This is a genomic window from Micromonospora sp. WMMA1923 (genome assembly GCF_049179195.1).
GTDB classification, from domain to species: Bacteria; Actinomycetota; Actinomycetes; order Mycobacteriales; family Micromonosporaceae; genus Micromonospora; species Micromonospora yangpuensis.
In genome coordinates, this window is the sequence record NZ_JBMHLZ010000001.1 from 172,558 (window position 1) to 193,184 (window position 20,627).

At 73.7% G+C, this 20,627-nt stretch carries 25 protein-coding genes; 17 read left to right on the forward strand and 8 right to left on the reverse strand.

What is annotated here, in order from left to right; genetic code table 11:
- Positions 1-55 precede the first annotated feature (55 nt).
- A complete protein-coding gene (locus ACN28G_RS00845; RefSeq protein WP_421478153.1) occupies positions 56-436 on the forward strand; it encodes a thiol-disulfide oxidoreductase DCC family protein in 381 nt (126 codons plus the stop codon).
- A 35-nt stretch (positions 437-471) separates the two neighbouring features.
- Here ACN28G_RS00845 and ACN28G_RS00850 read toward each other — a convergent pair whose 3' ends face one another.
- The 4 genes from ACN28G_RS00850 to trxA form a co-directional block, all read right to left on the reverse strand.
- Positions 472-1,281, reverse strand: a complete 810-nt coding sequence (locus tag ACN28G_RS00850; protein ID WP_421478154.1) for a cellulose binding domain-containing protein — start codon at positions 1,279-1,281, stop codon at positions 472-474.
- A gap of 125 nt (positions 1,282-1,406) precedes the next feature.
- Entirely contained in the window at positions 1,407-2,417 is a 1,011-nt protein-coding gene (locus ACN28G_RS00855) for an MFS transporter permease (protein WP_421478155.1), read from the reverse strand.
- Positions 2,399-2,839, reverse strand: a complete 441-nt coding sequence (locus tag ACN28G_RS00860; RefSeq protein ID WP_091434490.1) for a hypothetical protein — start codon at positions 2,837-2,839, stop codon at positions 2,399-2,401. Before ACN28G_RS00860 ends, ACN28G_RS00855 begins: the two co-directional genes overlap by 19 nt.
- Positions 2,840-3,008: 169 nt before the next feature.
- The gene (gene trxA / locus ACN28G_RS00865; RefSeq protein WP_091434492.1) at positions 3,009-3,371 is read right to left on the reverse strand and encodes a thioredoxin; all 363 of its coding nucleotides are present in this window, start codon (positions 3,369-3,371) and stop codon (positions 3,009-3,011) included.
- 531 nt (positions 3,372-3,902) lie between these two features.
- Here trxA and ACN28G_RS00870 point away from each other — a divergent pair.
- From ACN28G_RS00870 to ACN28G_RS00915, 10 genes are all read left to right on the forward strand, one after another.
- Positions 3,903-4,481 (forward strand): hypothetical protein, encoded by a 579-nt coding sequence (locus ACN28G_RS00870; RefSeq protein WP_421478156.1) that lies wholly within the window; start codon positions 3,903-3,905, stop codon positions 4,479-4,481.
- A 26-nt stretch (positions 4,482-4,507) separates the two neighbouring features.
- Positions 4,508-5,131, forward strand: a complete 624-nt coding sequence (locus ACN28G_RS00875; protein ID WP_091445916.1) for a TrmH family RNA methyltransferase — start codon at positions 4,508-4,510, stop codon at positions 5,129-5,131.
- A gap of 91 nt (positions 5,132-5,222) precedes the next feature.
- Entirely contained in the window at positions 5,223-5,909 is a 687-nt protein-coding gene (locus ACN28G_RS00880; protein ID WP_342341782.1) for a DUF6758 family protein, read from the forward strand.
- Between the two features lie 113 nt (positions 5,910-6,022).
- Entirely contained in the window at positions 6,023-6,181 is a 159-nt protein-coding gene (locus ACN28G_RS00885) for a hypothetical protein (RefSeq protein ID WP_169807035.1), read from the forward strand.
- Positions 6,182-6,187: 6 nt separating this feature from the next.
- A complete protein-coding gene (locus ACN28G_RS00890) occupies positions 6,188-7,060 on the forward strand; it encodes a PH domain-containing protein (RefSeq protein WP_421478157.1) in 873 nt (290 codons plus the stop codon).
- Between the two features lie 102 nt (positions 7,061-7,162).
- The gene (locus ACN28G_RS00895; RefSeq protein ID WP_421478158.1) at positions 7,163-7,921 is read left to right on the forward strand and encodes a SigE family RNA polymerase sigma factor; all 759 of its coding nucleotides are present in this window, start codon (positions 7,163-7,165) and stop codon (positions 7,919-7,921) included.
- Positions 7,918-9,186, forward strand: coding sequence for a hypothetical protein (locus ACN28G_RS00900; protein ID WP_091434501.1), 1,269 nt, complete (start codon positions 7,918-7,920; stop codon positions 9,184-9,186). The genes ACN28G_RS00895 and ACN28G_RS00900 overlap by 4 nt, the downstream gene beginning before the upstream one ends.
- Positions 9,187-9,221: 35 nt before the next feature.
- Positions 9,222-10,085 (forward strand): PHP domain-containing protein, encoded by an 864-nt coding sequence (locus ACN28G_RS00905; protein ID WP_421478159.1) that lies wholly within the window; start codon positions 9,222-9,224, stop codon positions 10,083-10,085.
- Positions 10,086-10,125: 40 nt separating this feature from the next.
- A complete protein-coding gene (locus ACN28G_RS00910; RefSeq protein WP_091434505.1) occupies positions 10,126-10,740 on the forward strand; it encodes a MarC family protein in 615 nt (204 codons plus the stop codon).
- Positions 10,741-10,928: 188 nt separating this feature from the next.
- Entirely contained in the window at positions 10,929-11,771 is an 843-nt protein-coding gene (locus ACN28G_RS00915) for a RecB family exonuclease (protein WP_421480835.1), read from the forward strand.
- A gap of 48 nt (positions 11,772-11,819) precedes the next feature.
- Here ACN28G_RS00915 and ACN28G_RS00920 read toward each other — a convergent pair whose 3' ends face one another.
- Entirely contained in the window at positions 11,820-12,677 is an 858-nt protein-coding gene (locus tag ACN28G_RS00920; protein ID WP_421478160.1) for an oxygenase MpaB family protein, read from the reverse strand.
- A gap of 144 nt (positions 12,678-12,821) precedes the next feature.
- On the opposite strand from ACN28G_RS00920, the gene ACN28G_RS00925 reads away from it, so the two are divergent.
- The gene (locus ACN28G_RS00925; RefSeq protein WP_421478161.1) at positions 12,822-13,304 is read left to right on the forward strand and encodes a DUF2231 domain-containing protein; all 483 of its coding nucleotides are present in this window, start codon (positions 12,822-12,824) and stop codon (positions 13,302-13,304) included.
- Between the two features lie 36 nt (positions 13,305-13,340).
- Here the strand turns inward: ACN28G_RS00925 and ACN28G_RS00930 are convergent, their stop codons facing one another.
- Complete coding sequence (locus ACN28G_RS00930; protein WP_421478162.1) at positions 13,341-13,661, reverse strand: hypothetical protein; 321 nt, start codon at positions 13,659-13,661, stop codon at positions 13,341-13,343.
- Between the two features lie 37 nt (positions 13,662-13,698).
- Between ACN28G_RS00930 and ACN28G_RS00935 the strand changes: the two genes are divergently transcribed.
- Positions 13,699-13,872 carry a hypothetical protein gene (locus ACN28G_RS00935; protein WP_175440444.1) on the forward strand — a complete coding sequence of 58 codons (174 nt, stop codon included), beginning with the start codon at positions 13,699-13,701 and terminating at the stop codon, positions 13,870-13,872.
- 128 nt (positions 13,873-14,000) lie between these two features.
- On the opposite strand, the gene ACN28G_RS00940 is transcribed toward ACN28G_RS00935, so the two are convergent.
- Both ACN28G_RS00940 and ACN28G_RS00945 read right to left on the reverse strand, forming a co-directional pair.
- Positions 14,001-14,426, reverse strand: a complete 426-nt coding sequence (locus ACN28G_RS00940; protein WP_421478163.1) for an FmdB family zinc ribbon protein — start codon at positions 14,424-14,426, stop codon at positions 14,001-14,003.
- Positions 14,427-14,487: 61 nt separating this feature from the next.
- Positions 14,488-15,147: a 5-formyltetrahydrofolate cyclo-ligase gene (locus ACN28G_RS00945; protein ID WP_421478164.1), complete on the reverse strand. Its 660-nt coding sequence runs from the start codon at positions 15,145-15,147 to the stop codon at positions 14,488-14,490.
- Positions 15,148-15,230: 83 nt separating this feature from the next.
- On the opposite strand from ACN28G_RS00945, the gene ACN28G_RS00950 reads away from it, so the two are divergent.
- The 4 genes from ACN28G_RS00950 to ACN28G_RS00965 are packed head-to-tail and all read left to right on the forward strand — an operon-like array spanning position 15,231 to position 20,442.
- Entirely contained in the window at positions 15,231-17,498 is a 2,268-nt protein-coding gene (locus ACN28G_RS00950) for a diguanylate cyclase (RefSeq protein ID WP_421478165.1), read from the forward strand.
- 9 nt (positions 17,499-17,507) lie between these two features.
- On the forward strand, positions 17,508-18,470 hold the full coding sequence (locus ACN28G_RS00955; RefSeq protein WP_091434518.1) for a UTP--glucose-1-phosphate uridylyltransferase: 963 nt from the start codon (positions 17,508-17,510) through the stop codon (positions 18,468-18,470).
- Positions 18,467-19,777: a gephyrin-like molybdotransferase Glp gene (gene glp / locus ACN28G_RS00960; protein WP_091434520.1), complete on the forward strand. Its 1,311-nt coding sequence runs from the start codon at positions 18,467-18,469 to the stop codon at positions 19,775-19,777. Before ACN28G_RS00955 ends, glp begins: the two co-directional genes overlap by 4 nt.
- Positions 19,778-19,833: 56 nt before the next feature.
- The gene (locus ACN28G_RS00965) at positions 19,834-20,442 is read left to right on the forward strand and encodes a GNAT family N-acetyltransferase (protein ID WP_091445923.1); all 609 of its coding nucleotides are present in this window, start codon (positions 19,834-19,836) and stop codon (positions 20,440-20,442) included.
- The last annotated feature ends 185 nt before the right edge of the window (positions 20,443-20,627 follow it).

Below are 20,627 nucleotides of genomic sequence, written 5' to 3' on the forward strand. Positions count from 1 at the left end.
GTGGGTTCGCTCACCTGCCTGATGACGTCGCGCCGCCCGGGTGCAGGATGAAGCCATGGCCACGTCCACCTTCGTCTACGACGGCGACTGCGCGTTCTGCACCCGGTGCGCGCAGTTCGTCGAGCGACGGATTCCCACCGGTGCCCAGGTGGTGCCCTGGCAGTTCGCCGACCTGGCGGCGCTGCGGTTGACCGCCGACGAGTGCGCGGAGGCGGTGCAGTGGGCCGGTGCGGACGGCTCCCGTGCCGCCGGCCCGGACGCCATCGCCCGGCTGCTGGCCGGCAGTTCCGCACCCTGGCGGCTGGCCGGTGCCGTGCTGCGGCTCCCGCCGGTGCGCGCCGCCGCCTGGCCGCTCTACCGCTGGGTGGCCCGCAACCGGCACCGGATGCCCGGCGGCACCGCCGCCTGCGCGGTCCCCACCGCGCCCCGGGACTGACCCACCCGGCCCACCGGGACGCTGCGGGTCGGGCGTCAGTTCGACAGGCCGGCGCAGGCCACGCCGTCGATGGTGCAGGCGGTCGGCGCGGAACTTCCCCACGTCCCGCTGACCCGGAACGTCACCCGGACGGACTGGTTGCCCGGCACCTGCCCGTTGCTGTCGTCGGGGGCGAAGGTCCAGGTCGCCCCGGAGCGGGTGGCGCGGGCCCCGGTGACCGAGGTGACGTTGAGGGAGTCCCGCGGCAGGGTGACGACCAGGCTCCAGCCCGTCACCGCGGTCGACGCGGGGTTGTCGATCGTGACGGCGGCGCCGTAGCTGAACACGCCGGCACCGTCCAGGGCGAAGGTGGCGGCGAGCGGGATCACCGAGGGCTGCGGCACCGGTGCCGAGGTGGTCTTGGCCTTGGGCCTGGTGGACGGCGCGGTACTGGACGGGACGATGGACGCGGCCGGTACCGAGGGCGGGGTGTCGGGCCGGTTCGACGGGGTGGAGCTGGGCGAGGTCTTCCGTGGTGTCGGTGTCGGGCTGGACCGGGTCGACGGGTCCGGGTCGGCGGCGGTCACGCTCTGCCCGGCGGCGGTGCCGGCCTGCGACGGGGCGGCGATGCCGGGGCCCGGGGGCGGATCGACGGCCGAGGACCGGCCGGGGCCCCAGAGCGACACGACGACCGAGACCGCGGTCGCGGCGAGCACCCCGACCGCTGCGGTCAGGACGAGCCAGGTGGAGCGGGAACCGTCGCCCCGGCCGCCGGCCAGCCGCCGCAGCGCCGGCCGGGCGACCAGGAGGCGGCGAAGAAGGACGACGGGCGTGGTCCGTCGGGACTGGTGCGGTGGTGCCGGCACGGCTTCCCCCAGGGATCACGTCGAGTACTCCGGACGGTACCAACAGGACCTCCGGTCGCGCACCGGCCTCCGGTGCCGGTGGACCGGGCTGTGCGCGGTGGACCGGGCGGTGCCGGCGGACCGGGCTAGTCGTGGCGTGGCGGCGACGCCGGTTGGACCGCGCGTGCGTCGGCTCCGGCGGATGGGCCGTCGGCGACTCCGGACAGTTGCCGGCCGGCACCACCACCGCCGGCACCACCACCGCCGGCACCGGCACCACTACCACCGACGACGTCACCGCCACCGCCACCGACGCCGCGCGACCATGGTCGCTGACGCAGCCAGTGCAGCGGGCGGACCCGCTCCAACGGCAGGAAGCTCGCCATCGCCACCAGGTGCGGGGCGAACGAGATGGTGATCGTGGCCATGGTCACCGCGTGGAACGAGTAGAAGAAGCCGACCATGGCCAGCCGCCACCGTTCCCGGAGCACGAAGACCACCGGGCTGAGCAGTTCGAACGCGACGATGCCGAACTGGGCGACGATCAACAGGTGAGGCACCTGCGCGACCAGGTCGGCCAGTTCGGTTCCGCGCCGGATGATCGCCCGGGCCAGCACCGAGCCGGTCAGCCAGTCCAACCCGCCGAAGCGTAGTTTCGCCCAGGCGGCCAGGAAGTAGGTGCAGACCACGGCGATCTGGGTGACCCGCAGCGCCCAGCCGCCGGCCTCGGTGCGGGTCGGGTCGCCGTGCCGGGCGCGACCCACCGTGGGCAGCACGGCCAGTGCGACGAGCAGCCCGAACCGGTCGTGGTCGACCTTGCCGTAGCTCATCGCGACGATCATCCACTCCAGGTAGAGCAGGCAGACCGCCCAGCCGAGCAACCGGGGCAGGCGCCCGGTGGCGGCGAGCAGGGCCAATCCCAGCAGCGCCCAGAAGAGCACGGTCACCAGGGCCGCCGTCGGGGTGGGCAGCGGCAACAGCCGGCCGACGAACAGCGGCTGGTACAGGTCCCCCGGCACGCTGACCCGGGTGCGCACCCAGGGAGTGAAGAAGACCAGGTCCGCGGCGACGAAGAGATAGACCAGGGTACGGAAGGCAGCCACCCGGCCCTTCGGCACCGGCTCGGTCAACCAGCGGATCACTGGCTCGCCTGCCAACGGACGACCGTCTCGTCGGTGTGCCGGCCGGTCGGGCGACCCGCCTCGATGCCGTGCCAGCGGATCACGATCCGGACCTCGGCCAGCTCCGGCGCGTCGGGGTGCCGTTGCGCGTAGGCGTCGGCCACCTCGCGCAGGCGGGCGGGCTCGGCGACGTACCGGCTCTGCTGGCCCTCGATCTCGGCCCGGCGGATCCCGGTGGCGTCCTGGTCGAGGTCGACCAGGGCGCCGGTGCGGTCGACGCCCTCGACCCGGGTGTCCGGCGCCGGCCGGTCCGGCGGGTTGGACGTGGCGTACATCCGGAACGGGCCGAACGGGAAGTGGTCGTCGCTGCCCCAGATGGTGCCGGCCAACAGGATGCCGAGGCCGAGCGCGGTGGCGCCCAGTCGGATCGCGCGGCCCCGGCTGGTCAGTGTCTCCATCGGCGGAGACCATACGCGTTATGCACCCCGTCGGGTACGTCCGTTCGGTCGGTTCGTCCCACTCGACCAGCAGATGTGGTGCTTCGGGTGGCCACGGGGACGTGCGGCGGAGACGGCTCGGGCCGGACCCCGTCGTGGGGTCCGGCCCGAAGCGCAGCGGTTGGTCCGCTCAGTGCTTGTGCTCGGCGAGCTGCTTGCGTACGTCGTCCATGTCGAGCGCCTCGACCTGCTCGATCAGGTTCTCCAGGGCCGACTCGGGCAGGGCACCCGGCTGGGCGAAGACGATGACACCGTCCCGGATCGCCATGATCGTGGGGATCGAGCGGATGTCGAACTTCGCGCCGAGCTCCTGCTGGGCCTCGGTGTCCACCTTGCCGAAGACGATGTTCGGGTGCTTCTCCGAGGAGCGCTCGTAGACCGGCGCGAAGCGCTTGCACGGTCCACACCACTCGGCCCAGAAGTCGACAAGCACGACGCCGTCCTGGCCGGTCACCTCGTCGAAGTTCGCCGTGGTCAGCTCAACGGTTGCCATTGCACTCTCTCCGATCACCGCGGATTGCCTACGTGCCGTGGAACGACGGACAGGTCGGTAGGAATTCCCGGCCCGGCGGGGGCGAAACCCCGACGGGCTGCCCAACGACCGTAAGGCATCGATGCACATCGGTTAATGAGGCTTTGGCTGTTTGCAAGTGCAGGACGCATTTGCGTGACCGGCCGTGATGGGAGCGTTTCCATCACGACACCGCCCCCGACCTGCCGCGACGGGGCGACTCGCATGCTGACGAGCAACTATCTGGGCAGTGGAGATCGCCCGAGAGGTGGATCTTAGCTACTCAGAGTATTGTTACGAAATGATAAATGTGACCCGGGTCTCTGTTGGTTCGGTGGTCGGGTGGGGCAGAATCTTCCCCATCAGAGCGTGGGCGGCGGGTGCCGGGGAGGGCCCCGCCGCTCATTGCGTCCGCAGTAGGAACGCCGGCCTGACGTGACAATTCCTCGGCCGCTCCGCCTGGTCGGCCGCACCCCGGTCACCCCGACGCCTATGCTGGCCTCGGAGGTCATCATGAGCCACCCCGTCGCCGGAGAGCCGCCCGCCACGGGCAGCCGGGTCGCCCCGCCTCCCGGTGGCTACTCCCGCACCGAGTGGGGTCTGCTCACCACCCTGCCCGGGCAGGTCGTGGTGGCCGCCGCGAGCCCAGGGCCGGGCCGTGCCGGTCGGGGTGTCGCCGCGGGGCTGGCCGGCCTGGATGCGGTTGCCGCCGGCCGGGCCTTCGACAGTGACCTGGTACGGGCCGTGGTCGCCACCATCTACGCCCGGCCCGACGAGTCCCCGGCCCGCGTCGGGCACCCGACCGACCCGGCCGACCCGACCGACCCGACCGACCCGACCGACCTGGCCGACCAGGCCAACCCGGCCGACCAGGCCGACCTGCTGGCCGCCTGCCGGGCGGCGGTACGGGTGCTCGACCGGTGGGCTGATCCCGCCGACTCGGCCGCGTACCGGCAGTGGGTGCAGTCGGTCGCGGCCCGGGTCTGCCGGGTGCCGCCGGCCGGTGCCGGCGGGTCCGGGCCCGGCCCCCTTCCGCACCCTGCCGACCTGCGCCTGCTGGACCGGCTGGGCAGGGCTCTGCGACTGCGCTGAGCCAGGCTGCGTACGCTTCTGTGACCGTGACCGGTGAGCAGCTCGAAGTCGGCGTCGGCCCCTGGCCGGGCGACCCGCCGCAGGACCCCCGCTACGACCCCGAGCTGCTCGCCGAGGGCGACCGGCGCAACGTCGTCGACAGGTACCGGTACTGGCGGCGGGAGGCCGTGGTGGCCGACCTGGACGGGCGCCGGCACGACTTCCACGTGGCCATCGAGAACTGGCAGCACGACTTCAACATCGGCACGGTGGTCCGCAACGCCAACGCGTTCCTCGCCGCCGAGGTGCACATCGTCGGTCGACGTCGGTGGAACCGGCGGGGTGCCATGGTGACCGACCGGTACCAGCACGTCCGGCACCACGACACGATCGAGGGATTCGTCGGCTGGGCGGCCGGTCAGCGGCTGCCCGTGGTCGGTATCGATAACCTGCCCGGCTGTCGGCCACTGGAGAGCAGTGTGCTGCCCCGCCGGTGCGTCCTGCTCTTCGGTCAGGAGGGCCCGGGGCTCTCCGCGGCGGCCCGGGACGGCTGTGACGCGCTCTTCTCCATCGCCCAGTACGGCTCGACCCGCTCGATCAACGCGGGGGTGGCCAGCGGTATCGCGATGCACGCCTGGATCCGCGCGCACGCCGGTCCGCCGCCGGCCTGACGGCTGGTCGGTCGAACGGGATCGAGGCGATTCGCGCGCTTGACTTGACGTCGCGTCCCAACGGGACGACGGTGGAGATGTGAGTGTCGCGGTGAGTTGTCCCAGATGCGGCGGGTCGGTACGGCCGCCTGACCTGATGCACGCCGAGTCGCGTTGCGCCAGGTGCGGGCCGGTCCCCCCGTTGCACGTGCCGGAGCGCATCGGCGCCGAGATCGTGGCCAGCGTCGTCGACCGGCTGCGCGCCGACGTCGATCCGCCGCAGCGCCCCGGCGTGCCGCTCTGGTGCCCGTGGCCGTTGCCGCCCGGCTGGACGATCACCGGTGTCGCGTACGCCGGTGACGACCGGGCCGGGATCCGGGCCACCGCGGTGGCCTGCGCCGGACCCGCCCCGCTGACCGGTGGCCCGGCCGATCTGGTCTTCGTCGCCGAGGAGCCCGGCACCGGCCTGGGCACCGGGTTGGCCGGGGTGTCCGGCCCCGACCCGGGTCCGCAGGTGGTCGAGGCGCTGTCGGATCCCGGACCCCGCCATCCCGAGCACCACAGCACCGCGAAGATCAAAGTGGCCGGTCACCCGACTCCACTGTGGGTTGTGGAGTCCGCCACGGACCGAAGCGCGTACGCCGGTGAGGCTCGGGGAATGTGGCTTCATGCGATAGCCTGGCCGGCGAGCGCGGGTCATCTGCTCGCAGAGGACATCGCGCTCTGCGATCTCACCGAGTGGACTCCACCCGAGATCGTGTACGGCGCACCATCTCCCTATCTGCGGGGCGGGGCTTGACAAACCTCCCCCAGTGCCGGAGAAAGGACGCAGATTCACTGTACGACACCTCAATGATACTCTGGGTGCCGCTGCGGTAATGGACCCGGCGCCGCGCGAGAGGATGGCCCGCCATGGTCAAGAAGGTCCTCACCTGGGCCGGAATCGCGTTCCTGGTCTTCTTCGTTGCCTATCGGCCCAACTCGGCGGCAGACGTGTTCAAGTCGCTGGGTGGCGGGATCGTGGACATCGCTGAAGGCTTCGGCGACTTTTTCACCAGCATCGTGGCCTAGCCACCGATGGGTAGCCCCTCGGGTCCACCCTTCGACCCGGACGACCCCGATCGGGAACGCCGCGAGCGGGAGCGCGACACCGAGCCGATCCCTCGCTACCGGGACGACGGCCCGGCACGCGGGTCCGGCGACGGCCCGGTCTTCTCCGACGACATCGGCTACGGAGACGGGCCGCCGCACGCCGGTGAGGCCCGGTCCGGGCAGACCGGGGTCCGCGACCCCGAAGCCGAGTACCAGCGACCGACCATCTCCGAGGAGGAGTTGGCCGGGTTGCGGGTCGACGCCTCCGGCATGCCACTCGGCCCGCGCCGGGTGCTGCCGCTGGAGGATGAGCCCAGCTCGCTGGTGGCGCGTTACCTCTTCCCCACCGAGCGGTACCGGGGCGAGTGGAAGCGGCACTGGATCCACCTCACCACCCCCGTCCTGATCGGGGTGGGCGCCACCTTCATCCTCGGCTACCTCTCCGGGTTCCTCGCCGGGCAGGACGTCAGCGCACTCACCACGGTGGCCGTGCTGCTCTGGTTCGCGGTGATGGGCTGGGTCGCCTGGCGGGTCGCCGACTGGTGGTACGACCGGTTCATCCTGACCAACAAGCGGGTGATGGTGGTCAACGGCATCATCACCCGCAAGGTCGCGATGATGCCGCTGGCCCGGGTCACCGACATGAAGTACGAGCAGAGCCCGACCGGTCGGGCCTTCAACTACGGCACCTTCGTGCTGGAGTCCGCCGGCCAGGACCAGGCGCTCCGCGAGATCAAGAACCTGCCCAACCCGAACGAGCTGTATCTCCGCGTGGTCGAGGAGATGTACGAGCCGCAGGCGGTCGAGGCGCGGCTGGGCAAGGAAGCCGACGAGGCCAAGGCCGACGACGGCGCCTGACGAAACCGGTCCGAACATCCGAGCGGCGGCGGAACCTTCCGCCGTCGCCCGGACCGTCCTGACGTGACAGCCTCAGTGGAACGTGGGGGCGGGGGGAACCGGGTGGCGAGCAGGGACCCGCTGGAGGACGAGTTCCGCGATTTCGTCGCGGCCCGCTCCGGTGCGCTGCTACGCACCGCGTACCTGCTCGCCGGGGACTGGGCCACCGCCGAGGACCTGCTGCAGACCGCGTTGACCAAGACCTACCTGGCCTGGAAACGCCTCGGTGGGATCGACGCGATCGAGCCGTACGCGCGTCGGGTCCTGGTCAACACCTCCACGAGCTGGTGGCGGCGGCGCTGGCACGGTGAGCGCCCCACCGACGTGCTGCCGGAGGCCGCCGCGGTCGACGAGATGGAGCGCCAACTCGACCGGGACGTGCTCTGGCAGCACCTACGGGCGCTGCCCACCCGCCAACGTGCCGTGCTGGTGCTGCGCTACTACGAGGACATGTCGGAGTCGCAGACCGCCGCCATGCTCGGCATCTCCGTCGGCACGGTGAAGAGCCAGACCTCCCGGGCGCTGACCACGTTGCGCCGGCGGCTGGGTGACCAGGCCGTCCCCGACCCCGCCTCCGGGCGCCCGCGCGCGGCGCAACCCACCGGGCAGAGCACCGCCGGGCGCCCGCGCGCGGAGCAGCAGCCCACCGGGCAGACCACCGCCGGGCAACCCGCCACCGGGCAGCCCACCAGCGGGCAGAAACGCGCCGAGCAGCCCGGTGCCGCGCGGGCGGCCCGGGAGCGGTTGCGGGCGGCCACTCAGCCGGCGGTGGCCCGACCGCTGGCCGGGCGACCCGCGACCGTACCGGTGGAGAGCCGATGAGTGGCGTGCCGCAGCGTCCCGCCGTCCCGGCCGGCGAGCGGGAGCCCTCCGTACCGGTGGGCCAGGACGAGCTGGAACGGGCGCTGCGGGAGTCGTTCGCCCGGCAGGCCGACCTGCCCCGCCCGCTGTCCTTCGACCCGGCCGGGGTGGCCATCCGGCGGGCCAACCGGACGTTGCGCCGGCGCACCGTGGCCGGGGTGGCGTTGGCCGCGGTCGCCACGGCGGTGGTCAGCACCGGGGTGGCGCAGCTCGGCGGCACGGCCGGCCCGCCGGACACCCCCGTCGTGGTGCTCGGCGACCCGCCCGGTCCGTCCTCGGCCGCCTCCGCCGGGCCCGTCCGGCCGGCCCCACCGGCGGTCGGCGCGGTACGCGCCGAGACGGACCTGATCGTGGGCACCTCCCTGGGGACCTTCGACGGCGGCCAGATCGAGCTGACCGGTGTCGGCCCGATCGAGCGGGCGCAACGGATGGCCGACGGGGGCTGGTTGGTCGTCGGGGCGCCGACCGCCGCCGGCCGGGCCCTCTGGGCGGTGCAGCCCAGCGGCACCGCCCAGGTGCTGCTCGCCGGGGCCGAGGCGATCGTGGTCGGCGCCGACGGGCGGCGGGTCGCCTGGCGGGACGGCGCGGAGATCTTCACCGCCGGCGTCGTCGGTGGGCAGCTGGTCGCCACCGCCCGGACGGTGGCCGAGGGCGCTGCCACCCCGGTCCGGGTGGTCGGCGACGCCGTGCTGCTCCGCCGGGCCCCGGACCGGCCCGGCCACGCCCTGTGGCGACCGGGCAGCCAGCCGTCGGACGCCGACCGGGCCACCCGGCACATCTACGGGGTACGGCCGGACGGTCGCCTGGTCGGGCAGGTCACCGACGCCTCGACCGGCCGGGGTTGCCTGGCCCTGCTCGATCCCGCACGGGCGCTGGCCGCGCAACGGCTCAGCTGCGTACCCGGGCTCGGTGCCGACGGCCACGGCGCGGTGTCGGCCGACGGGCGTTGGCTGCTCGTCAACGGCGACTCCGACAGCGGTCCGGAGGCCAGGCTGGTGGACCTGGACACCCTCGGGGCGTCGCCCACCGTGCGGGTGGCCGGGCCGGCGCTGACCGGAGCGGTCGCCTGGGCCTCGCCCCAGCTCGCGCTCTACGCCGACGCCACCGGCGCGTTGGTGCGGGTCCGGGTCGACCGGGCGCTGGCCTACCAGCCGGCGACCTCGACCACGCTGGCCGGGACGAGCCCACAGCAACGCCCGGTGGTGGTCACCCCGAGCGTCCCCTGACCTGCCGGGCCCACCGCGCCGGGTAGCGTCGGGCGATGGCCCCACCCACCGCCCGGATCGACCTGCACACCCACTCGACGGCAAGTGACGGCACGCTGAGCCCGGCCGAGCTGGTCCGGTCCGCCGCCGGGGCCGGCCTCGACGTGGTGGCGATCACCGACCACGACACCACGGCCGGCTGGGCACCGGCGGTGGCGGCCCTACCGGCCGGGCTCAGCCTGGTCCGGGGAGCGGAACTCTCCTGCCGTTGGCACGGCGAGGTGCCGGCGGCCCCGCTGCACCTGCTCGCGTACCTCTTCGATCCGGCGGAGCCGGAGCTTTCGGCCGAGCTGGCCCGGGTGCGCGCCGCCCGGCTGACCCGGGCCGAGCGGACCGTGGAGCTGCTGCGGGCCGACGGCGTCGAGGTGAGCTGGGCGGAGGTGCTGGCCGGCGCGGCCGGCGGCACGGTGGGCCGGCCGCACCTCGCGCAGGCGTTGATCCGGGCCGGCCTGGTGGCCACCACCACCGAGGCGTTCGGGGCGCGTTGGCTCGGTGAGCGGTACCGGCTGCCCAAGGAGGACATCGACGTCTTTCGGGCCGTCGCGCTGGTCCGCGCGGCCGGCGGGGTTCCGGTGTTCGCCCACCCCCGGGCCACCCGGCGGGGGCGGACCGTGCCGGACACGCTCATCGCCGAGCTGGCCGCGGCGGGCCTGGCCGGGCTGGAGGCCGACCACGAGGACCACTCGCCGGCCGAGCGCGCGCACGTGCGGGGCCTCGCCGCCGAACTCGGCCTGCTGGTCACCGGCGCGTCCGACTTCCACGGCACCCACAAGACGGTCCGGCTCGGCGCGTTCACCACCGACCCGCAGGCGTACGAGCGGATAGTGGCCGACGGGGTGACGCCGGTCGCTTCCGGCTGACCCGGATCGGTGGCCCCACCGGCGGGACTACGGTGATCGCGTGGACGTCAAGCTCTTCGGTGAGGTCTTCGTGACCCTGCTGGTGATCACCGATCCGCCGGGCATGATGCCGATCTTCCTCGCGCTGACCGGCCCGCTGCCGGCCCGGGAACGCAACCGGGCCGCCTGGCAGGCGGTGGCGCTGGCCCTCGGCGTCATCGTGATCTTCGCGGTGGCCGGGCAGACCCTGCTGGCCTACCTGCACGTCGACCTGCCGGCGTTGCAGGCCGCCGGTGGCCTCCTGTTGGTGCTGGTCGCGCTGGAACTGCTCACCGGCAAGGCCGATGACCCGAGCCAACAGGTCACCTCCAACATCGCCCTGGTGCCGTTGGGCACCCCGTTGCTGGCCGGTCCGGGTGCCATCGTGGCGACCATGCTCTTCGTCCAGCAGGGCGACAACCTGGCCGACTACACGGCGATCGGCGCGGCGATCGTGGCCGTGATGGTGACCGTCTGGATCGTGTTGCGGTTCTCCGGTGGGATCGTGAAGATCCTGCGGCCGGGGGGCATCGAGGTGCTGACCCGGATCGCCGGCCTGCTGCTGGCGGCCATCGCCGTGCAGCTCATCGCGGACGCGGTGGCCGCCTTCGTGACCCAGTACCGCAACCTGGGCTGACCCCGGCGAGCGCGGCGGCGGCAGGACGGTCGTACCCGGATGGCAGGATCGACGAGGTGCGACCACCATCCCCCTCCTCCGGCTCCTCCGGTCCTGCCGGCTCCTCCGGCCGGACCCCCCGTCCCCGGGCCGGGCAGGCCAGGCAGTCCAAGCAGGCCGGGCAGGCCGAGCAGCTCGGCTTCGCGGGCATGCCGGAACGGCTCTTCGTCTGCACCCCCAGCAAGCTCGGCACGTACCTCGACTGTCCCCGGCGCTACCGGTACGCCTACCTCGACCGGCCGGCACCGCAGAAGGGGCCGCCCTGGGCGCACAACTCGCTCGGCGCGAGCGTGCACACCGCGCTGAAGAACTGGTACGCCCTGCCCGCCGACCGGCGTCGCCCCGAGGCGCTCGGCCGGCTGCTCAAGGGCACCTGGGTCCGCGAGGGCTACCGCGACGAGGAGCAGGAGCGGGCGGTGTTCACCCAGGCGCTGGGCTGGCTGGAGTCCTACGTCGGCACCCTGGAGGCGGGCGAGGAGCCGCTCGGGGTGGAACGGGTGGTGGCGGTCAAGACGGCGGTGCTGGCCTTCAACGGCCGGGCCGACCGGATCGACTCCCGACCCGGCCCGAACGGGCCGGAACTGGCCATCGTCGACTACAAGACCGGCCGCACCGGGCTGGACGCCGACGACGCCCGGGGCTCGGCGGCCCTCGCCCTCTACGCGTACGCCGCCGAACGGGTCTTCCGCCGGCCCTGCCGCCGGGTGGAGCTGCACCACCTGCCCACCGGTACGGTGGCCGCCCACGACCACACCCCCGAGTCGCTGGCTCGGCAGGTCACCCGGGCGGAGGAGACGGCCCGGGACATCGTCGCCGCCGAACGGGCGGTGGCCGACGGGTCCGACCCCGACGAGGCCTTCCCGACCACCGCCGGCCCGCGCTGCGGCTGGTGCGACTTCCGGCGGGTCTGCCCGACCGGTTCGCAGGTCGAGGGGCGGGAGCCGTGGGCGGCGGTCGACCGGCTGACCGAGGCCGACAGCTCCCGCTCCTGAGGCCCGGCTCAGCCGGGAGCTGAGGCCTGGTTCCCCCGGTCGCGGCGGCTAGCCGGTCGCGGCGGCGAGGCGGGCCAGCCGCTCCCGGGCGGCCTGGCGGTTCGGGCCCTCGCGCAGGTGGCGCGGTAACGCACCGAGCACTACCCGCAGGGTACGCACGCTGAGGTCAGCCGACCAGGCCGTGGTCGGCAGCCCCAACCCGCCGTACATCCGGCGGGCCCAGGCCGGCAGCAGGCTGATCGCGGTGCCGGCGATGCCGAAGTACGCCCACCGGGGCGGCCCGAGGCTGAGCCCGAGCCGGGCCGGCAGGCTGAGCCGCCACGGGATCGGTGGCGCGGTGAGGAACAGGGCCGTCTCGGCCGCCTCCCGGGTCATCCGAAGCTCACCACGAACCTGCCGGTAGTACTCGGCGATCTCGGCCGCGGTGCCGGGGACGGTTGCCGGATCCAGGCCGACCAGGGCCGCCGCCCGACGTTGCTCGGTGTAGTACCCGTCGACCTCGGCGTCGGTCAGGGCCAGCCCGGCCCGGCGGGCCGTGGTCACGAACGACTCGACCTCGGTCACGTGCACCCACCGCAGCAGGTCGGGCTGGTCGACCCGGAACTCCTCGCCGGTGGACAGGTCCCGGCCACGCAGCCGGGCGTGCCGGGCCCGGACCCGTCGCCCGGCCGCCTCCGCCTGCGCGGTGGTACCCCAGACGACCGTTTCCACGTACTCGGAGGTGCGCACCAGCCGCCCCCACGCGTCGCTGCGGTAGCTGCTGTTCTGCGCCACCCCGGCCATCGCCCGGGGGTGCAGGGTCTGGAGGTAGAGCGAGCGCAGGCCGGCGACGATCAGGATCGGCTCCTCGTGCACCTGCCACGTGACCGAACCCGGACCGAAGAGGCCGAAGTCATCGGAGTCCACCCGACCAAGAGTGCCACGACGCCGGAGGGTGAACCGGGTTGAACCGGACCGGCTCCGCCCGCGTGTACGGCAGTGTCAGGGGCAGCCGGCGGCACGACCACGTACGCTGGGCTGCCGTTACCGCATCCATTGCCGGAGGTGTCGGTGTTCAGGGAGTTTCTCGGTCTGCCGTTGCACGCGCTCGTCGTCCACGCCGCCGTGACGGCCATCCCCGCGTTGGCGCTCCTCGCCGCGGTGTACGTGCTGCGCCCCCGCTGGCGGTCCCGCATGGACTGGGCGGTGGCGCTGCTCGCGGTCGGGTCGCCGATCGTGGCGTTCGTGGCGACCCAGTCCGGTGAGGAGTTGAGCGACGCCCTGGCCGCCAAGGGCTACCCGCAGGACGCCCTCGACCAGATCTACTACCACTCCCAGCAGGGGGACTGGTTGTTCCGCTTCACCGTGGCGCTGGCCCTGGTGACGTTGGCGAAGCTGGTGCTGGACCGGGGCCACGACCGGGTGCGCAAGCTGCCCCCGTGGCTCGGCCGGGTGCTGTCGGTGCTGGTGTTGGTGCTGGCGGTGCCGGTGCTGATCTACACCGTCCGGGCCGGGCACACCGGTGCGGAGACGCTCTGGCAGAACACCTTCTGACCCGCTCCCCAGCGGGCGTCAGAGCAGCGGCGGGCGTCAGAGCAGCAGGCGGGAGCAGAACAGGCAGAGCAGCACCAGCAGCACCACCCCGGCCACCGCGCCCACCCCGTAGGTGACCCGCTGGGCCCGCTGCTCGGCGGTGTCCAGACCGGCCATGTCCTGCGGCGGCAGTCGGCGCGGTGCGGCCGGCTCCAGGCGTACCGGTGGCCGCCAGCCCGCCGGGGGCGCGACCGTGGGCGGCGGCCCGGCGTACCCGGCGGTGGTCGGGTCGGGCCGTCCCGGTGGGTGCTCCGGTCCGGGCGGCGGTGGGTGTCGCCAGTAGTCGTCCTCGGAGCTGGCACCGCTGGGCGTCGTCACGCCGGACGACGCTACCGGAGGTGGTTATGCTTGCGCGGTGAGCACGGTGGATCCGGGGGTACGCGGCGACGACGACCGGGTGGTCGACCTCAGTGAGGACTTCGTCGTGCTGCCCGAGCAGACGGCCGACGACACCGACCGGGGTTGGGGGGAGCGCTCCGGCGGCAACGACGACCGGCTGCTCGCCGACCGGCCGCCGCACTGGGACTGACCCGCCGCGCGCCCGGTTCCGGTCCGACCACGGTCCGACCGTCGTCCGGACGTCGCCCGGGACGCACCTGCCGACCGACACCTGCCGACCGCCCCGGCCGGCAGGGGAGTGCCGGCCGGGGGATCCGGTCAGGACTTGGTGCCGGAGCCGCTGGCCGCCGGGGACTTGCCGGAGCCGCCGCCGTTCGACGACCCACCCGACGAGGATCCGCCCGACGAGCCGCTGCCGGACGAGCCGCTGCCCGAGCCGCCGGTGGACCCGCTCGACGACGAGCCGCCCGTCGACGAGCCGGTGGACGAGTCCGACGAGCCGGACGAGCCGCCGGACGACTCGGACTTGCTCTTGCCGTTGCCGCCGGTCTTGCCCTCCGAGCCGGCGGCGCGGGAGTCCGTGCGGTAGAAACCGGACCCCTTGAACACCACCCCGACGGAGTTGAACACCTTGCGCAGGCGTCCCTCGCACGCCGGGCACTCGGTAAGCGGCTCGTCGGCGAAGGACTGCACCGCCTCGAGTTGGTGTCCGCACGCGGTGCAGGCGTACTGGTACGTGGGCACGATCTCCTCCGGATCTCCGACGGCCGATTGGCACTCGACGCATTCGAGTGCCAATGGTGCGTCATCGGACCCGGGTTCGTCCAGCGGAAGTGTGGGGTGTGACACCCGACGGGTCGGTCAGGGCGTGCCATCCGCCGCCGGGGGTGATCGCCGCCCGTACCGGTCGGTCGTGCGGCTCGGCCGGCAGAGCGTCCAGCAACTCGCCGTCGTGCAGCAGGGCGACGGTCGGCGTGGCCGCCGGCACCCGGGCCAGCGCCCGGTCGTACGAGCCGCCACCCCGACCCAGCCGACACCCGGCGAGGTCCACCGCCAGGGCGGGCACCACCACCAGGTCCGCCCCGGCGACGGCGGCCACCCCGAGCCGGGGGCCGGTGGGCTCGCGCATCCCCCGCCCGGCCACCGCCAGCGAACCGTCGTACGCCGCCCAGTCCAGGTCCAGGTCGGCCAGGAGCACCGGCAGCAGCAGCACGGAGGTGTCCGGCAGCGCGGCCCGCAGCACCTCCGGTAGGTCCGGCCCGCCCGGTTCGGAGCCCACCGGCACGTACCCGGTCATCAGGCGTGGGCGCAGGCGGCGTACCAGGGCGGTCAGCTCGGCCTGGACGCGACCGGCGGCGGCGGAGCGCTGCGCGGCGGTGAGCGACCGGCGGCGGGCGAGCAGGTCGCCTCGCCGGTGTCGCTTCGCCTCAGGCGTTTCTTCTGCTTCATCAGAAAAATCAGGCACGCAACACTCCTGACGCAACGTTGGTCTAACGGTGGCTCTGTGTCAGCATCGCAGCATCGGGCGCGGAACTTCCGGGGGGAAGCGTGACGCTACGCGGGCGATTGACCGCAGCCTTCCTCGCGGTGGTGCTCGGCCCGGTCCTGCTCGGTGCCGTCTTCGTCGCCACGACCCTGGGGGCGGTCGAGCGTAGCCGGTCGGTCGACCGGCTCGGGGTGGCCGCCGCCTCCGTGCGTACCTCGGTGGACGCGCTCTGCCAGCAGCTGCGGGCGGCGGCCGACGTGGTCGCCCTGGCCGCCGCGCCCGAGCGGGCCGGCACCGCCGGTCAGGTGGTCAGTCGGGGCCTGGCCGCCGCCGTCGAGGTCACCGATGCCACCGGCCGGGTCACCTACGCCACCCCGGGCGCACCGCAGGCGCCCTGGCGGGACTGCGCGCAGGACCGACCGGAGCCCGGGCCGACGGCCGCCCTGACCGCCCGGGTCGAGCTGCGCGACCCCGCCGGTGCCGCGCTCGGCAGCGTCGCCGCCGCCTGGAGGGTCGACCCGGAGTTCGTGGCCCGGCTGGCCGCGGTGACCGGCGTCGCGGTCACCCTGCTCGACGGTGCCGGGATCGCGCACACCACCGACGACACCGGGGTACGCGAGGTGACCCGCGCCGTCGGAGACCGGGTCGTGGCGACCTCGGACGGCCGGTACCTGCGCCGGGTGGGGCCGGCGCCGGGCCAGCCGCTGCCCCTGGTGATCTCGGTGTCCGGCGGGCAACCCGCCGGCCTGTACCCGCTGCTGGCCGCCGCCGTGCTGCTGGCGGCGCTGTTGGCGGTGTTGGTCGGCTGGCGGTTGGCCCGGGTGAGCACCCGACCCCTGGTCGAGTTGGCCGCCGCGGTGGACCGGTTCGCCCACGGCGACCTGACCGCGCGGGTGCCGGTGCGGTCCCGGGACGAGATCGGTCGGCTGGCCACCGCGTTCAACCGGATGACCCGGGAGGCCGAGGCCTACGTGCAGGCGTTGACCACCAGCCGGGACCAGTTGCGCAGCCACCTCGCGGTGCTCGGGGACACCCTGGCCAGCACCCACGACCTGCAACGCATCCTGCGGGTCATCCTGCACAGCGCGATCGTGGCCACCGGGGCCCGGGCCGGCGCGGTGCTGCTGCTGGACGGCACCGGCACCCTCGTCGGGCAGTGCACCGAGGGGCTGGACGGGCGCTGGTCCGCCGGCCGGTCCGGTCCGCCGGTGCTGCGCATCCCGATCGGACACGGGGTGATCGGGACGGTCGCGGCGACCGGTGAGCCACGTCGGGGCCGTACCGACCCGTCGGCGGAGGCGACCGGCGAGCCGTACTGCGAGACGTACCTCGCGGTGCCCTTCGCGGTGCCCGAGCCGGCCGGACCGCCCGCGGAGCCGACCTGGCCCGGTGACTGGCCGGCCCGGCCCGGCTGGTCGACCGGGAACGGTCACCACGGCCCGACCGAGCCGAACGGTCTCGGTGGGGCGACCGAGCCGCACGGTCTCGGCGACCCGACCGAGCCGCACGGGCACCCGGTGGCGGCGGGGCCCGGCTCGGGTGGTGCGGCGTTCGGCGTGCTGGCCCTCTACGACCGGCACGGCAGCGACGAGTTCGACGACGACGACCTGGCCACGCTGCGGACCCTCGCCGGGCACGTGGCGGTGGCGGTGGAGAACGTCCGGATGCACGAGGAGGCGCAGCGGCTCTCGCTCACCGATCCGCTCACCGGCCTGTGGAACTACCGCTACCTACGTGAGTCGATCCGGCGGGAGGTGGAACGGGCCAGCCGGTTCGGTCGGATGCTCAGCGTCCTCGCGCTCGACCTGGACCGGTTCAAGGCCGTCAACGACACCTACGGGCACCCGGCCGGGGACGCGGTGCTTGCCGAGTTCGCCCGTCGGCTGCGCGGCGAGATCCGCGAGGTCGACCTGGCCTTCCGCCAGGGTGGGGAGGAGTTCGTGGTGCTGCTGCCGGAGACCGACGCGCGGGGCGCGGCGATCGTCGCCGAGCGGCTCGCCACGGTGGTCCGGGACAGCCCGATCACGGTGGAGACGTACTCCGGGGTGACGGTGCCGGTGTCGGTGACCGTCTCCATCGGCATCGCCGTGTACCCGGACCACGCCACCACCGGGCAGCAGGTGCTCGACTCGGCCGACAACGCTCTCTACGCGGCCAAGGACGCCGGCCGGGACACCTACCGGGTGGCGCAACCACGCTCGCGACCTCCGATGGAGGAGATCGTCGTTCCGGTCCGGGCGCCCGGCGGAGAGGACGGGCCGCCCCGCGCCGCTACGCCCGGCGGCGCGTCTTCCGGGCCACACCCGCCGAGACAGGGCCATGGCCGATAGTCTCGCGACATGTCGGAGCACTCAGTCAACCCCTCATCGGTGACCTCCCCAACCGGCCGTTCCCGCGCGGTCAAGGCCGTCATCCCCGCCGCTGGCCTGGCCACACGCTTCCTGCCCGCCACCAAGGCGGTGCCGAAGGAACTGCTGCCGGTGATCGACCGCCCGGTTCTGCAGTACATCGTCGAGGAGGCCGCGCACGCCGGTATCGGCGACGTGTTGCTGATCACCGGCCGGGGCAAGACATCGATGGTCGACCACTTCGACCGCCGGCCCGACCTGGAGGCCCGCCTGGAGGCCAAGGGCGACACCGAGCGGCTGGCCGCCGTGCAGCGCCCCAGCGAGCTGGCCGAGATCTACACCTGCCGGCAGCCGGAGCAGCTCGGCCTCGGCCACGCCGTCGGGTACGCCGAGTCACACGTCGGCGACCAGGCCTTCGCGGTGCTGCTCGGCGACGAGTTCGTCAAGCTCGACGAGCCGCTGCTGCCGGCCATGCTGGAGCTGCAGGCCCGCACCGGCGGGGTGGTGCTGGCCTTCTTCGAGGTCGACCCGGCCGAGACCAAGCGGTACGGGATCGCCTCGGTGGAGCCGGCCGAGGCCGAGCTGACCGACATCGGTGAGGTCGTCAAGGTCACCGGCATGGTGGAGAAGCCCAGCCCGGACGAGGCCCCGAGCAACCTCGCGGTGCTCGGCCGGTACGTCCTGCCGGGCAGCATCTTCGAGGCGATCCGCCGCACCGAGCCCGGCAGCGGCGGCGAGATCCAGCTCACCGACGCGATGGAGCTGCTGCGCAGCGAGGGTACGCCGGTGCACGCGATCGTCTACCGGGGCACCCGCTACGACACCGGCATGCCGCTGGGCTACCTGCAGACGGTGGTGCAGATCGCCTGCGACCGCGACGACCTCGGCGCCGAGTTCCGCAAGTGGCTTGCCGAGTTCGTCAACTCCGACGCGTCGGGTGGGCCTAGTACATGACCGCTACGGCCGACGCCGAGGCGGCCGCGAACGAGTTGACGCCGCTCGCCGACTACCTGGGCAGTGTGCTGCGCAGGTTACGCGCGCTGCCGCCACTCGACCTCGACCTGACCCAGGCGTACGGCAACGTCCTCGCCGAGGACGTGGTCGCACCGCACTCCTTCCCCGCCTTCGACCAGGCGGCGGTGGACGGGTACGCGGCGCGCTGGGACGATCTGGCCGGTGCCGGCCGGGGCGGCGGGTACAGCCCCGGCAGCGCCCGGGGGCCGGGCCGGACGGTACGGCTCAATGTGGTCGGTGACCTGGGTGCGGCGAGCTGGCGACCGGTCCGGCTGACCCCGGGCGCCTGTTTCTCGGTGGCGGCCGGCGCGCCGCTGCCGATCGCCGCCGACGTGGTGGTGCCGGTGGAGTGGACCGACCAGGGCATGGCCGCCGTGGAGATCTTCCGGGTGCCCAAGCGCGGGTACGGGGTACGCCGGGCCGGGGAGGAGCTGCCCGCCGGCACGCTGCTCGCCCGGGCCGGCAGCTACGTGTCGCCGGCCCTGGTGGCGGTGCTCGCCGCGACCGGGATCGGGCACGTGGTGGTCCGGCCCAGCCCCCGGGTGGTCGTGGTGGCCACCGGTGACGAGCTGGTCGACGTGGGCCGGGGCAGCCAGCCCGGCCAGGTGGTGGACGCCAACTCGCACGCGTTGACCGCCGCCGCGGCGGAGGCCGGTGCGCTGGCGTACCGGGTGGGAATCTGCGACGACGACCCGGAGGGGCTGCGCGGCCTGCTGGAGGACCAGACCCTGCGGGCCGACCTGATCATCACCACCGGCGGCACCGGCACCGGGCCGGGGGACATGGTGCGCCGGATCCTGTCCCGTCGGGAGGGTGGCCGGGCCGGGCCGGTCACCTTCACCGACGTGGCGCTCTATCCCGGCACGGCGCTCGGCTTCGGCACCGTCGGCGCCGAGGAGGTGCCGGTGGTCTGCCTGCCCGGCGAGCCCGGTGCGGCGCTGATCGGCTTCGAGGTGCTCGCCCGCCCGGCGATCAACCTGCTCTCCGGCACCGAGCCGGTGTTCCGCCCCAGCGTGCGGGCCCATCTACTGGAGACGGTCTCCTCGCCGGGCCGGCTGCGCGAGTTCCGCCCGGCCCATGTCGCCGAGCGCCGCGGCGGTGGGTACACTGTGCAACCACTCAGCGGCGGGCCGTACACCCTCTCCGGGTTGGCCGAGGCCAACGGGCTGCTGGTGCTCGGGGAGCGGGTCACCACGGCGGCGGCCGGCTCCACCGTGGACGTCCTCCTCCTGGACCGCCGCCGATAGGGTGTTCGTCGCGAGGGGAGACTGCTGTGTTCAGGCGGGCGCCGGGCTGGCCGGCGGTGCTGACCGACGGGGCCGTGCTGCTGCGGCCGTACCGGCGCGCTGACGCCCTGGCCTGGTCACAGGTCCGTCGGGCGAACCAGGCGTGGCTGGCCCCCTGGGAGTCGGCCATGCCGGGCACCTGGGACGAGCTGAACTCCCCGGACGCGTTCCGCTGGGTGCACCGCGACCAGCGCCGCTCGGCGCGTACCGGTGAGGGGTTGCCCTTCGCGGTCTGCCTGCGCGAGCAGGGCCAGGAACGACTCGTCGGTCACCTGAACGTCGGCAGCATCGTGCGCCGGGCGTTCTGCTCCGGGTACGTCGGCTACTGGGTGGACTCCCGGGTGGCCGGTCGCGGGGTGATCCCGACCGCGTTGGCGCTCGCGGTCGACCACGCCTTCGGCGCGGCCGGACTGCACCGGGTCGAGGTGAACATCCGCCCGGAGAACAAGCCGTCCCGCCGGGTGGTGGAGAAACTGGGCTTCCGCGAGGAGTCGTACCACGTGCGGTACATGCACATCGACGGTGCCTGGCGTGACCACATCGGATACGCCATGACCAGCGAGGAAGTCGCTCTCGAAGGCGGCCTGCTGGCCCGTTGGCACCGGCTGCAGGCTGCCGACCAGTGACCCCCTCGGTCCCGTCGTTGGGTCTGTCCCGATCGGCGCGGCGCGCAATCTTCCTGGTCGGCGGCCCGTAACCTCAGGTAACTGCAAGCTGCGGCAGATGCTGTCCGGCCGCAGGATCTGCACCGCAGGGGGTTGGTTTCGGTGGAAGATCCGGCGGCGGGCCGGCGGTTGCTTCTTTTCTGGTG